Annotated in this window: 15 protein-coding genes; 12 read left to right on the top strand and 3 right to left on the bottom strand. The window is 68.2% G+C overall.

Features of this window, described 5'->3' with window-relative positions:
- Positions 1-9: 9 nt before the first annotated feature.
- The 12 genes from BU124_RS04470 to BU124_RS04415 all read left to right on the top strand — a co-directional run bounded on the left by BU124_RS04470 (position 10) and on the right by BU124_RS04415 (position 11143).
- Positions 10-675 carry a hypothetical protein gene (locus BU124_RS04470; RefSeq protein ID WP_084861263.1) on the top strand — a complete coding sequence of 222 codons (666 nt, stop codon included), beginning with the start codon at positions 10-12 and terminating at the stop codon, positions 673-675.
- A gap of 12 nt (positions 676-687) precedes the next feature.
- A complete protein-coding gene (locus BU124_RS04465) occupies positions 688-2379 on the top strand; it encodes a DEAD/DEAH box helicase (RefSeq protein WP_084861262.1) in 1692 nt (563 codons plus the stop codon).
- Entirely contained in the window at positions 2376-2804 is a 429-nt protein-coding gene (locus tag BU124_RS14530; RefSeq protein ID WP_143529884.1) for a DUF6511 domain-containing protein, read from the top strand. The genes BU124_RS04465 and BU124_RS14530 overlap by 4 nt, the downstream gene beginning before the upstream one ends.
- Entirely contained in the window at positions 2804-3562 is a 759-nt protein-coding gene (locus tag BU124_RS04455; protein WP_084861260.1) for a PD-(D/E)XK nuclease family protein, read from the top strand. The genes BU124_RS14530 and BU124_RS04455 overlap by 1 nt, the downstream gene beginning before the upstream one ends.
- Positions 3514-5952, top strand: coding sequence for an AAA family ATPase (locus BU124_RS04450; RefSeq protein WP_245831606.1), 2439 nt, complete (start codon positions 3514-3516; stop codon positions 5950-5952). Before BU124_RS04455 ends, BU124_RS04450 begins: the two co-directional genes overlap by 49 nt.
- A gap of 359 nt (positions 5953-6311) precedes the next feature.
- Positions 6312-6830, top strand: a complete 519-nt coding sequence (locus tag BU124_RS04445; RefSeq protein ID WP_084861259.1) for a hypothetical protein — start codon at positions 6312-6314, stop codon at positions 6828-6830.
- On the top strand, positions 6827-7030 hold the full coding sequence (locus BU124_RS04440) for a hypothetical protein (RefSeq protein WP_425442451.1): 204 nt from the start codon (positions 6827-6829) through the stop codon (positions 7028-7030). Before BU124_RS04445 ends, BU124_RS04440 begins: the two co-directional genes overlap by 4 nt.
- The gene (locus BU124_RS04435) at positions 7023-7469 is read left to right on the top strand and encodes a DUF6362 family protein (RefSeq protein ID WP_084861257.1); all 447 of its coding nucleotides are present in this window, start codon (positions 7023-7025) and stop codon (positions 7467-7469) included. Before BU124_RS04440 ends, BU124_RS04435 begins: the two co-directional genes overlap by 8 nt.
- A 438-nt stretch (positions 7470-7907) precedes the next feature.
- Positions 7908-9227, top strand: a complete 1320-nt coding sequence (locus tag BU124_RS04430; protein ID WP_084861256.1) for a site-specific DNA-methyltransferase — start codon at positions 7908-7910, stop codon at positions 9225-9227.
- Positions 9227-10216, top strand: coding sequence for a DNA cytosine methyltransferase (locus BU124_RS04425; RefSeq protein ID WP_084861255.1), 990 nt, complete (start codon positions 9227-9229; stop codon positions 10214-10216). The genes BU124_RS04430 and BU124_RS04425 overlap by 1 nt, the downstream gene beginning before the upstream one ends.
- On the top strand, positions 10213-10434 hold the full coding sequence (locus BU124_RS04420) for a DUF7220 family protein (protein WP_084861254.1): 222 nt from the start codon (positions 10213-10215) through the stop codon (positions 10432-10434). Before BU124_RS04425 ends, BU124_RS04420 begins: the two co-directional genes overlap by 4 nt.
- Before the next feature lie 79 nt (positions 10435-10513).
- The gene (locus tag BU124_RS04415) at positions 10514-11143 is read left to right on the top strand and encodes a class I SAM-dependent methyltransferase (protein ID WP_084861253.1); all 630 of its coding nucleotides are present in this window, start codon (positions 10514-10516) and stop codon (positions 11141-11143) included.
- Between the two features lie 58 nt (positions 11144-11201).
- Here the strand turns inward: BU124_RS04415 and BU124_RS04410 are convergent, their stop codons facing one another.
- The 3 genes from BU124_RS04410 to BU124_RS04400 form a co-directional block, all read right to left on the bottom strand.
- Positions 11202-11789: a DUF3489 domain-containing protein gene (locus BU124_RS04410; protein WP_084861252.1), complete on the bottom strand. Its 588-nt coding sequence runs from the start codon at positions 11787-11789 to the stop codon at positions 11202-11204.
- A 94-nt stretch (positions 11790-11883) separates the two neighbouring features.
- Positions 11884-12102: a hypothetical protein gene (locus BU124_RS04405; RefSeq protein WP_084861251.1), complete on the bottom strand. Its 219-nt coding sequence runs from the start codon at positions 12100-12102 to the stop codon at positions 11884-11886.
- Positions 12103-12116: 14 nt separating this feature from the next.
- Positions 12117-12389 carry a hypothetical protein gene (locus BU124_RS04400; RefSeq protein ID WP_084861250.1) on the bottom strand — a complete coding sequence of 91 codons (273 nt, stop codon included), beginning with the start codon at positions 12387-12389 and terminating at the stop codon, positions 12117-12119.
- Positions 12390-12515: the final 126 nt, after the last annotated feature.

Here is a 12515-nt window from a genome sequence, read left to right as displayed (position 1 = left end):
ACCTGCCCCATGTCTCTCTGGACCGATTTCAACGACGCGCAATCGAACACCAACGTGATCCCCAAGGGCACGCTCGCGAAGGTGCGGCTGACCATCCGGCCGGGCGGCTTCGACGATCCCGCGCAAGGCTGGACCGGCGGCTACGCCAGGCGCGGCGCGACCGGGGCCGTCTATCTCGACGCCGAATACACTGTGCTGGAAGGCCCTTATGCCCGCCGCAAGATCTGGTCGCTGATCGGGCTCTACAGCCCCAAGGGGCCGGACTGGGCCAACATGGGCCGCAGCCTCGTGCGCGGCATGCTGAACTCGGCGCGCGGGATCTCCGACAAGGACAATTCGCCGGAGGCGCAGGCGGCGCGGCGCATCGACGGGTTCGCCGATCTCGACGGGCTCGAGTTCGTGGCCCGGATCGACATCGGCACCGATACCAATGGCGAGGACAAGAACGAGATCCGCGCGGCGGTGACGCCGGACCACCGCGATTACGCGCAGATCATGGGCACAGCGCCGTCCATGGCGTCGCAGACGCAGCACCCGGCGCCTGCGCCGCAGCATCATGCACCGGCAGCCGCCGCGCCCGCGCAGGGCTATCCGGCCCCGCAGCCGCAGCCGACGCCCACGCAGCAGGCGCCCGCCGCGCCGGGCGCTCCGGGCCGTCCGAGCTGGGCCCAGTGAGGGGTCCGGGCCATGCGATTGCGCCCCCGCCAGAAACTCTTCGTCGAGCGCAGCCTGTCTGCGCTCGGCACCCGCGCCAACACGCTGGGCATCGCGCCCACCGGCGCGGGCAAGACGATCATGCTGTCGGCCGTCACCGGCCAAAGCCTCGGCGACACGGATGCGAAGGCCTGCGTGCTGGCGCATCGCGACGAGCTGACTGCGCAGAACCGGGACAAGTTCCGGCGCGTGGTCCCGGACGTGACCACCTCCGTCGTCGATGCCACGACCAAATCCTGGGACGGCCAGGTCACCTTCGCCATGGTGCCCACGCTGGCACGTCAGGCCAATCTGGCGGGAATGCCGAACCTGGACCTGCTGGTGATCGACGAGGCGCATCACGCGGTGGCCGACAGCTACCGCCGCATCGTCGACCATGTGCGCGAGGCCAATCCCGACGCCCGGGTGTTCGGCGTCACGGCCACGCCGAACCGGGGCGACCGGAAGGGTCTGCGTGAGGTCTTCGACAATGTCGCCGACCAGGTGCGGCTGGGCGAGCTGATCGCATCGGGGCATCTGGTGCCGCCGCGGACCTTCGTCATCGATGTGGGTGTCCGGGACAAGCTCGAGGCCGTGCACAAGACGGCGTCGGATTTCGACATGGGCGAAGTGGCCGAGATCATGGACCGCGCGCCGATCACCGAGGAAGTTGTGCGCCACTGGCGCGAGAAAGCCGGAGACAGACAAACCGTCGTGTTCTGTTCCACCGTGGGCCATGCCGCGCATGTGGCCGAGGCGTTCAACGCGGCTGACATTCCCGCGGGCCTGATCCACGGCGATCTGCCGGGGGAGGAGCGTCGCAGCATCCTCGCCGCTTTCGCCCGCGGTGAACTCCGCGTCGTCACCAACGTGGCCGTGCTCACGGAAGGCTGGGACCACCCGCCGACCTCCTGTGTCGTGCTGCTGCGGCCCTCATCCTACAAGTCCACGATGATCCAGATGGTCGGGCGCGGGTTGCGCACCGTCGACCCCGAGGAGCATCCCGGGGTCGTCAAGACCGACTGCGTGGTGCTGGATTTCGGGTCGTCGAGCCTGACCCACGGCACGCTGGAACAGGATGTCGATCTCGACGGCAAGACCGAGACGGGAGAGGCGCCGTCGAAGACCTGTCCGTCCTGCCAGGCCGACATTCCGCTGGCCGCCCGCGAATGCCCGATCTGCGGCGAGCTGCTGGTCGAGCCCGAGGACGCGACCGATGAGGGAAGCCCGGACGGGGCGCTCTCGGACTTCCTGATGACCGAGATCGACCTGCTCGAGCGCTCCAGCTTCGCATGGGTCGATCTCTTCGGGACCGAGGATGCGCTCCTGGCCACGGGGTTCTCGGCCTGGGGCGGCGTCTTCTGGCTCGACGGCCTCTGGTACGCCATCGGCGGCGAGCGCGGGGGGCAGCCCCGGCTGCTGGGGATCGGCGAGCGCAGCGTCTGTCTCGCGCAGGCCGACGACTGGCTGAACGATCACGAGACCGACGAGAGCGCGTTCAAGAGCAAGGCGTGGCTGACCCAGCCCGCCACGCAGAAGCAGCTGCAGTATCTCTCCCCTGCCGCGCGCGGCGACTTCGGGCTCACGCGCTACAAGGCCTCGGCGCTGATGACCTTCGGGTTCAACAAGCGCGCCATCCGGCAGCTGATCCTGAGCGCGGCGCCGACCGCGCGGGAGGCTGCGTGAGCCATGTCGCAGAAATCCCGTCCACGCCCACAGAGGCTCCGGATCGACCGGGCTTTGATCGCCTCTGGCATCCGCGCCCGGTCATCTGCGCCGTCTGCACCGCCCGTACCCGCGGCTTCGGCTGGTTCGATCCCCACCGGCCGCGCCCAACCCGCACCCGCCGCTGGTTCTGCTCCATGGGCTGCCAGTCGGCCTTCACCACCAAAGCCAAACGAGGACTGAGCATGGTCGATTTCACCGAAGAGGAAACCCAGGCGCTGCCCGCCGTGATGCGCGCGCTCGCGCCCGAGATGGAGCGGATCGGCTGGGACCGGCCGCTGTGCCAGCTGACGCAGAACGACATGCACCGGCTGATCGTCATCACCATCGAGGCGTTCCGCATCGAGTTGGCCGAGATCGCCAGCCAGTCGGAGATCCCGTTCTGATGCTGGACTTCAACAAGCGTCCATCCATGGGCGAGCGGATCAACGCGGCCGTGGACGCGGCCCTCGAAGCCGAGCGCGCGGCCACGCCGCCGCGCGACTACCTTGGTGGCTCGCGGCTGGGCCACGATTGCGAACGCGCGCTGCAGTTCGAGTTCGTGGGCGCGCCGAAGGACGACGGCCAGGAGTTCCCGGGCCGCGTGCTCCGCATCTTCGCGATCGGCCATCAGCTCGAGGATCTCGCCATCCGCTGGCTGCGGGCGGCGGGGCTCGATCTTGTCACCTCGAGGCGTGACGGCGGCCAGTTCGGCTTCTCGGTCGCTGGCGGGCGCATCCGCGGCCATGTCGACGGGATCGTCGCCGACGCGCCCGCGGCGCTGGGGCTGTGCACGCCCGCGCTCTGGGAGTGCAAGACCATGAACGCGAAGAACTGGCGCGAGACGGTGGCCAGGGGCGTGACCGTCGCGAAGCCCGTCTACGCCGCCCAGATCGCGCTCTACCAGGCCTACATGGAAGCGACCGCTCCCGGCATCTCGGCCAACCCCGCGCTCTTCACCGCGATCAACAAGGACACGGCCGAGCTGCACCACGAGCTCGTGCCCTTCGATGCCGATCTCGCGCAGCGCATGTCCGACCGCGGCGTCCGGATCCTGCGCGCGACCGACGCGGGCGCGCTGCTGCCGCGCATCGCCGCCAGTCGCGACTTCTTCGAGTGCCGGTTCTGCCCGTGGGCGGAGCGCTGCTGGGGGCTGCCGAAGTGACCGACGCACCCGAGGACCCGCCCGACACGCCCGCAATGCCCGAGGACCCCGCCATGACCATCGATCACGACGATCGCTCGGAGCCTCCGGAGCCCGAGAACCTCGTCCACTTCAACCCCTGGCGCGACTTCAACGACGCAGCCCCCCAGATCGACGTGTTCGGCGACGAGCCGGACGCCGCGCAGATCGCGCAGTTCATGGATGTCGTCTTCGGCTACTCCGACAGGCTGATCCCCGTTCGCAGTTTCATCGACAAGGGCCAGGGCTTCGACGGCCGGCCCCACAACATCTGGATCGAGGCCGACACGACCGCGGCCGACAAGATGGTGACCTTCGCCAATTGGGCCGCGCGCGAGGGCGCCGCGGTCTATGTTATCCCCGGCACCGTCGAAGAACCCGGACAGGCCCGCGCCGCCGACATCGAGCAGATGCAGACCGTGGTGGTCGATCTCGATACCGGCGACATCGCTGCCGCGCGGGCCCATCTCGAGCGTCACCTCGGCCCGCCCACCATGGTGGTGGAAAGCGGCGGCGTCACGGCCGAGGGGCAGCGCAAGGCCCATGTCTGGTGGAAGCTGACCGAGCCCGCGGAGGGCAGCGACATCACGCGCGTGACCCGGCTGCGCGGCGATATCGCGGCCAAGGTCGGCGGCGATACGCATTTCCGATCGGCGCACCAGCCCATCCGCGTTGCGGGCTCGGTCTACTACAAGAACGCTCTCAAGACGCTGGTGCGGATCGTCGAGCTGAACGCGGATTTCGAGCGCGACCTGGGCGAGTTCGTCGAGGCCGTGACCGACATGCCGCCCGCGCCGGGTGTGTCGCTGCAGCCCGACTTCACCACGCCGGACAAGCCCGCCGCGGGCGAGGTGCTGGTGACCCCTGTGCGCGAGGGCGCGCAGGACGACTGGTCGCGCTTCGAGGGGGCCTCGGCCGCGATCGGCCATTTCATCCGCATGGTCCACGAGGGCCGGATGTCGAAGGACGCCGGTTGGGAAGGCATCTGCGGCTACAACGCCGCCATGCTGCGGCCGCAATGGCCGGTGGAGCGGCTCAAGCGCGAGTCCGAGCGGCTCTGGGCGCTGCACGTCGAGAAGAATGGCCCACCGCTGGTGCGGCTCGACAGCGGCGCGCCCACACCCGACGAGTTGCCGGCCTTCTCGCTGGGCGCGCTGCTCGATGACACGAGCCCGATGCCCGAGGACATCATCGCCCCGCGCGTGCTCACGCCCGGTGGGCTCCTCGTGCTGGGCGGCGCGCCGAAGGTCGGCAAAAGCGATCTGCTGATCTCCTGGCTCGTGCACATGGCCGCAGGCCAGCCCTTCCTCGGCTTCACCCCGCCGCGGCCGCTGCGGATCTTCTACCTGCAGGCCGAGATCCAGTACCATTACCTGCGCGAGCGCCTGCGCCAGATCTCCCTGCCGCCGGAGATACTGGCCGCCGCCCGCGACACCTTCGTGGCCACGCCCAAGCTGAAGATGCTGCTCGACGACGAGGGCAGCGTGCGCGCCGCCCGCGCGATCCAGGCGGCGTTCCCGGAGGCGCCGCCGGACATCCTCTGCGTCGACCCGATCCGCAACCTCTTCGACGGCGGCCCTGATGGCGGCGGCGAGAACGACAACACCGCCATGATGTTCTTCCTCAAGGACCGGGTGGAAGTGCTGCGCGACCACATCGATCCCGATTGCGGGGTGATCCTCGTCCACCACACGCGCAAGCTCTCCAAGCACCAGGTGAAGGAGGATCCGTTCCTTGCCCTGTCGGGCGCCAGCGCGCTCCGAGGCTTCTACACCACCGGCCTGATCCTGCATCGCCCCGACGAGGACGCGTCGGAGCGCAAGCTGGAGATAGAGCTGCGCAACGGGCCCGCACTCGCGCCCAAGCTCATCGACAAGCGGAACGGCGAATGGGTCGAGATCAACCCGATGAACGAGCGGCTGGTGCGCGCCGAGATGGGCGCGAAACACGATGCCGAGCGTGACCGGAAGGGCGAGGTGATCGCAGACATTCTCGACCGCGAAGCCCGGGCGGGCCGGATGTATACCATGACGCTCTTCGCGGAATCCTTCGAGAACAAGAGCGGTCTCAGCGGGCAGACCAGCATCCGCGAACGGCTGAGCGTGCTCACCACCAAAGGCGTCATCAAGTTCGTGAAGGGCGAGGCTGCAGCCGAGCTCGGGCTGCCGACCGATCGCAGCAAGTACGGGTATCTGTGCGTCGAGTTCATGGAACTGGCGGTCGGCGAAGACGTGGTCGATACCGAGACCGGCGAGGTGTTTCCAGGCCGCGTCCCCGTGCGTCCAAGCCACTACAAATGCCCCCAGACCGGTGCCGTTCTGCCGGTGGAGAACCCGAACATCTGGGTCTATCCGGACGGGGGTGAGGCATGAATTCTGCGTCCTCGATCCAACCCGAAATCTGGCGTGCGCATTCCGAAATCTGGCCAGATTTCGCGAAATCTGCGGTCATGCCAAAATCTGAAATCTGGGTTTTTCCGTTTGAATGCAATGGCTTGTGTATCTCGGGCCAGATTTCGGAAGGGTGCTCGCGCAATCTGGTCCGCAATCTGGATTTCATAAGCAAATTCAATAACCTGCGCCAGATTCCAGATTTCGGAAAAGGCACCCCTAAAGGGGTGGGTGGCCTCCCCCCGTCAGGTGGGGAGGTTCACCACCCACCCCCGGGCGATCTCGCCGCGTGCAACCTCATCCACCACCCAATCGGGCAGCATACAGGAAAGGAGCCCTCAATGGCCCACGCATCCCTCACTCCGTCACCCGCGATCGCGCCTGCCGGCGGCACGCCGGTCCTTCTCGCCCTCGATCTCGGCACCACCACGGGCTGGGCGCTGCGCGCCGCGGACGGGCTGATCAGCAGCGGCACGGTCTCGCTCAAGCCCAGCCGCTACGACGGCGGCGGCATGCGCTATGTCCGCTTCCGCGCCTGGCTGGAGCGACTGGCCGCGGATGCCGGGCCTATCGGCGCCATCCACTTCGAGGAGGTGCGCCGGCATGTCGGGACGGACGCGGCCCATGTCTTCGGCGGTCTGCTCGCCACGCTCACCGCATGGGCCGAGACAACGAGCGTCCCCTATCAGGGCGTGCCGGTGGGCACGATCAAGCGCCACGCAACCGGCAAGGGCAACGCGCCGAAGGCGGCGATGATCGCGGCGGCCCGCGCCCGCGGGTTCGATCCGGCCGACGACAACGAGGCCGACGCCATCGCCATCCTGCTCTGGGCCATCGAGACGCAGGGAGGTGTGCAATGACCGGTATGCGGTTCACACCGAAAGGCTATGGCGGGCGGCGCCGCGATCCCCATCAGGTCAAGCGCGACGGCTGGCAGGAACAGGGCGTGCTGGCTGTGTCCGTCAACGACGACCGGCTGACCTGGCCTGAGCGCGAGCTCGTCCGGCAGCTCGGCGAGCGTCTCTACGGGCAGCGTGACCGGGAGGTGCGGCATGACTGAGTGGACCACGGCACGGGTGCAGGACCGGCTCGAGAGCGCTGCGGACGTGTTCGCACAACTGCCGGCCGTAAAGCCCACCGGGTATTTCAACGCCTGGCCGGAGTACTTCCATGGCTTCGCCGATCAGGTCGGCCAGGAGCCCGAGATGAAGCGCCCGCGCCCGAGCCCGCGCCAGATCACCGAGGCCGAGGAGGCGATGCTCTGGCTGCGCTGGCTCGAGCGCGACGACGCTCGGATCATCTGGCTGCGCGCCAATCGCCAGCCCTGGAAGAAGATCGGCTGGGAGGTCGGGTTGAGCCGCCCGGCCCTCAACCGCCACTGGCAGTACGGCGTCGCGCTGATCACTTGGCGGCTCAACGGGCGGGTGCCATCCGCCAAGCGATCGAAGCGCTTCGTGGTTGAGAACGCCGACCGGCTGTCAAGAAAAATCATCCTGTGAGGGAATTTTCGGAGAGACATTGGTGGGGGTTCACCAATCGGCTCTGAGCGTTACAACCGCGGTATGCTCGCACGAGGCGCGGGCGACGGGACAGCACGACACGACTGGTTTCCGGGGGCCATCCGGAGTCCAGCCAGGGTCCAGGCCGCCAAGCCATTGTTTTCCGGTTCCTTTTCGGGCCGAAACGTATGCTGGCGGGCTTGGCGCGAAATATCGCCAGCGACAGGGCCGATTTTTTGGGAAGCCACCGGAGTCTAGCGTCCACCCGAGACGCCCTGAAGTCCTTGTGAAATCAAACGCTTGATGGGCCGCCCGGGGTGGATACCCCGCGGATGCCGGAGTCCGGCCGGAAGCCAGGGTATCCACCTCGGTGGAGTCCACGCCGCGGAGTCCAGCGCGGCCAGCGCCACAGCGCGAACAGCATCGACAGGATCACGCATGACCCTCGCCTTCGCCCCCGAGCGGATCGAGCAGTGGCCCCTGGCCAAGCTCCAGCCTTATGCCCGCAACGCGAAGCAGCACGGAGCGGACCAGGTCGCGAAGCTGGCCGCGAGCATGGCCGAGTTCGGCTGGACCGTGCCGTGCCTCGTCGGCGAGGATGGCGAACTGATCGCAGGCCACGGGCGCGTGCTTGCAGCAACGCAGCTCGGGCTGACCGAGGCGCCGGTGATCGTGCTGGGGCATCTGACCGAGGCGCAACGGCGGGCCTATCGGATCGCGGACAACCGACTGGCTGAATCGCCATGGAATGAAGAGCTGCTCTCGGCCGAGCTTCAGGACCTGCTTGCCGACGACTACGACCTGTCGTTGGTGGGCTTCTCGGACGGCGAACTCGACAAGCTGCTGGCCTTCGATTCGGACGGGGGCGGTGAAGAAGAAGGTGGCACCGGCGGCTCCGTGCCTCCGGTGACCATCCCCGAGCCGCCGCGCAACCCGGCCTCGCGGACGGGCGACCTGTGGATTCTCGGCGATCACCGCCTGCTGTGCGGCGACAGCACCAGCCACGACGACGTGCGCCGCCTGATGAACGGCGAGCGCGCGATCCTGTTCGCCACCGACCCGCCGTATCTCGTTGACTACGACGGTTCCAACCACCCGACCCGGAACAAGGACTGGTCCGCGTCCTACGGCACGACCTGGGACGACAGTTCGCAGGGTGCGGAGCTCTATGACGGGTTCATTGCCGCCGCCGTAGCCGAGGCGATCACAGAGGATGCGGCCTGGTATTGCTGGCACGCGTCCCGACGCCAGGCGATGCTCGAGGCCTGTTGGGAGAAAGCCGGGGCCTTCGTGCACCAGCAGATCATCTGGGTGAAGGACCGCGGCGTCCTGACCCGGTCGCATTACCTCTGGAAGCACGAGCCCTGTTTCATGGGCTGGCGCCGCCCGAACCGTCCGCCGAAGGTGGCCGAGCAGACGCTGCCGTCCACTTGGGAGATGCCGTCATTCGCCAAGGATGAGCGCCCGGACCACCCGACTCCGAAGCCGCTCGACGCTTTCGGTATCCCGATGCGCCAGCATGTGGCGCGGGGCGGTCTCTGTTACGAGCCGTTCTCCGGCTCCGGATCGCAGATCATGGCGGGCGAGGCCAATGGCCGGCGCGTCTACGCGATGGAGATCAGCCCGGCCTATGTCGATGTCGCCGTGGAACGCTGGCAGGCCGAGACCGGCCGCAATGCGATCCTCGATGGAGATGGCCGGACCTTCGCCGAAGTGAAGGCCGAGCGGCTGGGCGACAAGGCCGATGCCGCCGCCTGATGGCCGTCTACTACAACGATGCCGATCCCGCGGCCTGCGCATGGCTGCGGGAGCTGATCTCGGCCAAGCTGCTGCCGGATGGCGACGTGGACGAGCGCTCCATCCGCGAGGTGGAGCCCGCCGACCTGCGCGGTTTCGCGCAATGCCATTTCTTCGCCGGGATCGGCGGCTGGCCCTACGCGCTCCGCCTCGCGGGCGTTGCCGAGGACCTGTCCGTCTGGACCGGTTCGCCGCCCTGCCAGCCATTCAGCCAGGCCGGGCAGCGCAAGGGACAGGACGATGACCGCCATCTCGCCCCGGCCTTCCTGCAGCTCGTCGCGGCCTGCCGCCCGGAGCTCGTCTTCGGCGAGCAGGTCGCGAGCGCGGCAGTGCTCGGAGCGGTTGGCGGTGCGGCTCGAACAGCGACTGAGGGCCCGGCTGGCTGGGCGTGGTTCGACGCTCTGGCGGCTGACCTGGAAGCAGCATCTTACGCCGTCGTGGCGGCCGATCTGCCGGCTGCGGGCATCGGCGCGCCGCACATCCGCCAGCGGTTGTTCTTCGGCGCCGTCGCCATTGAACCAGCCGCAGGCGGGCTGGGCGACAGCCTCGGCGCGGGACCACAAGGACGGCTCGGAATGCCGGGCGGTGCCGATCAATGCGCTGCTCGGCCGGCAGGTCTGGCTGGCGGGGTGGCCGACGGCGATGGCAGGCTCGCCCGCGACGGCAGCGTACAATGCGGCCGGCAACACCGATGCGAGCCGCAGGACGGTGAAGTTGGTGGACTGGTCGATGGCGCCGACCCCGCCGGAACCGATGCGACGGACGGCGTCTGGCGAGATCCGGACTGGCTCCTCTGCCGCGATGGCCGCTGGCGGCCCGTTGAGCCCGGAACATTCCCGCTGGCTGATGGGATACCCGGCCGCATGGGGCTGCTGCGGGGCTACGGCAATGCAATCGTGCCGCCGCTCGCGGCGGAGTTCGTGACGGCGTTTCTGGAGAGCCTGCGATGAGGCAGAGCCGGACCATGTCGATGGTCGAAGCCGCGGCAAACGTTGTCGTTGGCTACGTTTTGGCCATGGCGACGCAGATCGTCGTGTTCCCGTGGTTCGGGATCGAGACGGGGCTCGTGGAGCACATGACCATCGGCCTCGCCTTCACCGGTGTTTCGCTGGCGCGCGGCTATGTGCTGCGTCGGCTGTTCGAGGCGATCCGGGATCGGAGCTCTTGAGGACGCTCGGGATGCGATGATGGTGTCCTGCGGCGCTTCGATGAATTACGCTCGATCCCACAAGGAGGAACCGGGCAAGATGGCAGGCGGACAGGAGCACTGGGACGACGTCTACGGCACGCGGTCGGAAGATGCGCTGACATGGTTCGAAGCAACGCCGGAGGTGTCGCTCGACCTGGTGCGCGACCATTTGCAACCGGGCGAGCCGTTCATCGACATCGGGGCCGGCGCGTCCCGGCTCGTCGATGCGTTGCTCGATGAGGGGTTCGGCCCCCTCACGGTGCTGGACCTTTCTGCAGCCGCCCTGGCCGTCAGCCGGCAGCGGCTCGGCCCAAAGGCCGACGACGTTGCGTGGATCGAGGCGGACATCACGGTGTGGCAGCCCGAGCGGGACTATGCGGTCTGGCACGACCGCGCGGTGTTCCATTTCCTGACCGGGGCCGAGGATCGCGCCGGCTATGCCTGCGCACTGGCACAAGCCCTGCGCCCGGGCGGGACCGCGATCATCGCGACATTCGCGGATGACGGGCCGGAGATGTGCTCGGGCCTGCCCGTCGTGCGCTATGCGCCGGAGGCGCTGGCGCAGGAACTCGACCGACTGCTTCCCGGCCTATTCGAGATGCTCGACGCCAGACGGCACATGCACGTCACGCCGAAGGGTAATCGGCAGAGCTTCCAGTACAGCGTGTTCCGGAAGACGGATCGCTGAGACGAGAGACCGCCGCCCATGCGGGACGGCGGCATCGGGACCGTCGTGGTGTGCGACGTCAGTTGTCTGTGATGCGGTAGGCCCTACCGCGCCCCTCGATTTTCTCGGAGGTGATGGTCAGGCCGAGCTTCTTTTTCAGCGCGCCGGACATGGCGCCCCTAGCCGTGTGAGCTTGCCAGTCGAGGGCCGCAACGATCTCGTCGATGGTCGCGCCGCCGTCGGCGCGGAGCATCTCGATCAGCTTCGCCTGCTTCGTGCCCGTGCGCGGTGCGCGCGGCTTGGGCGCGGGGTCGGCTTCGGCGGGAGCGTCCTGCGGGGCCTCCGCGGTCGGCGCCGTGGCGGCCCCCGTGGGCGCGGGGTCGGGGCTCTCCGGCTCGACGCCGATGGCGGCGAGGCCCGCGTCGGTGATGTGCAGGAGGATGGCGCGGCCGTCCTCGTCGTTGCGCCAGATGCGGTTGAGCGCGGCGTCGGCCTTGGTCTTGCTGTCGGTCGTGGTCTCGGCGATCAGCCCGCGCTTCAGCAGCGCGCCGACCACCTTGGCGGCCGCGCCGCCGCGGAGCGAGCCGGGCAGCGGCAGGACGTTGCGGTCCTCGCGCTGCGCAGCGGCGCTGAGGATGATCGCTTGCGTGTCGGAAAGCTTGGTCATCTGGGGTCTCCTTGGTCGAGGCCGCGACGGTCGCGACCCTTCTACGACCCCGAGCCGCGCCTCGGCGCGGCAGGAGGTCCGGCGGTGCCGGAGGTCAGATCAGCCCGAGGTCGCGCAGGAGCGTGGCAGCGTCGGGCAGTCGATCCGTCGCCACGTCGATGGCGATGGTCATGCTGTCTGCGGTGAGGCGTGCGGGAATGTCCGCCTCCTCGCGGAGCGCGGCCCCGATCTCGTCGAGGACGACGGGGATGCGGCTGGCATCCCAAGGCTCATTCAGGCTGCGGATGGCGATGCGGATGGTGCTGGTTTCCATGGTGCGCGCTCCTGTCACTCGGCGTGTTCGCCCTCGCCGAAGGCGCTGTCGGTGATGCGCTTCAGGAGGCTCGCGTAGTGTTCGAGGGTGCCGACATGGCCCCAGTTCACCTCGTCGGGGTGGGCGTTGAAGTGGTCGTCGCTGAGCGCCTGCAGCCGGGCGAGCATCTCGTCGATCTCGGCCTTCCGGCCGATGAAGGCGTTCAGGGCCGCCTCCTTGTTCCTGCGCGCTTTCTCGGCGCGAAGCTGGTGGCGCGGGGTGGTGATCGGGTTCAGGCGCGTGGTCATCGGGTGGCTCCTTGGGTCTGCGCTATCGCTGCGCTGCTTGAGCGCGGTGGTGAGTTGCATCGTCCTTGTGGATCCACGTTCGCTCTGGCGCGGAGGCTTATCAACTCAATAAGCACATGAATTCGC

Source organism: Salibaculum halophilum, from assembly GCF_002094885.1.
GTDB classification, from domain to species: domain Bacteria; phylum Pseudomonadota; class Alphaproteobacteria; order Rhodobacterales; family Rhodobacteraceae; genus Salibaculum; species Salibaculum halophilum.
Note: the sequence above shows the minus strand (reverse complement) of the source record. Positions and strands in the feature narration are given on the sequence as shown.

What these genes read in the sequence shown, in the direction of transcription:
- BU124_RS04465 (WP_084861262.1), top strand. Translation starts at nt 688, where the DNA reads ATGCGATTGCGCCCCCGCCAGAAACTCTTCGTCGAGCGCAGCCTGTCT.
- BU124_RS04470 (WP_084861263.1), top strand. Translation starts at nt 10, where the DNA reads ATGTCTCTCTGGACCGATTTCAACGACGCGCAATCGAACACCAACGTG.
- BU124_RS04440 (WP_425442451.1), top strand. Translation starts at nt 6,827, where the DNA reads ATGACCGGTATGCGGTTCACACCGAAAGGCTATGGCGGGCGGCGCCGC.
- BU124_RS04400 (WP_084861250.1), bottom strand. Translation starts at nt 12,389, where the DNA reads ATGACCACGCGCCTGAACCCGATCACCACCCCGCGCCACCAGCTTCGC.
- BU124_RS04410 (WP_084861252.1), bottom strand. Translation starts at nt 11,789, where the DNA reads ATGACCAAGCTTTCCGACACGCAAGCGATCATCCTCAGCGCCGCTGCG.
- BU124_RS04415 (WP_084861253.1), top strand. Translation starts at nt 10,514, where the DNA reads ATGGCAGGCGGACAGGAGCACTGGGACGACGTCTACGGCACGCGGTCG.
- BU124_RS04405 (WP_084861251.1), bottom strand. Translation starts at nt 12,102, where the DNA reads ATGGAAACCAGCACCATCCGCATCGCCATCCGCAGCCTGAATGAGCCT.
- BU124_RS04445 (WP_084861259.1), top strand. Translation starts at nt 6,312, where the DNA reads ATGGCCCACGCATCCCTCACTCCGTCACCCGCGATCGCGCCTGCCGGC.
- BU124_RS04425 (WP_084861255.1), top strand. Translation starts at nt 9,227, where the DNA reads ATGGCCGTCTACTACAACGATGCCGATCCCGCGGCCTGCGCATGGCTG.
- BU124_RS04455 (WP_084861260.1), top strand. Translation starts at nt 2,804, where the DNA reads ATGCTGGACTTCAACAAGCGTCCATCCATGGGCGAGCGGATCAACGCG.
- BU124_RS04435 (WP_084861257.1), top strand. Translation starts at nt 7,023, where the DNA reads ATGACTGAGTGGACCACGGCACGGGTGCAGGACCGGCTCGAGAGCGCT.
- BU124_RS04430 (WP_084861256.1), top strand. Translation starts at nt 7,908, where the DNA reads ATGACCCTCGCCTTCGCCCCCGAGCGGATCGAGCAGTGGCCCCTGGCC.
- BU124_RS04420 (WP_084861254.1), top strand. Translation starts at nt 10,213, where the DNA reads ATGAGGCAGAGCCGGACCATGTCGATGGTCGAAGCCGCGGCAAACGTT.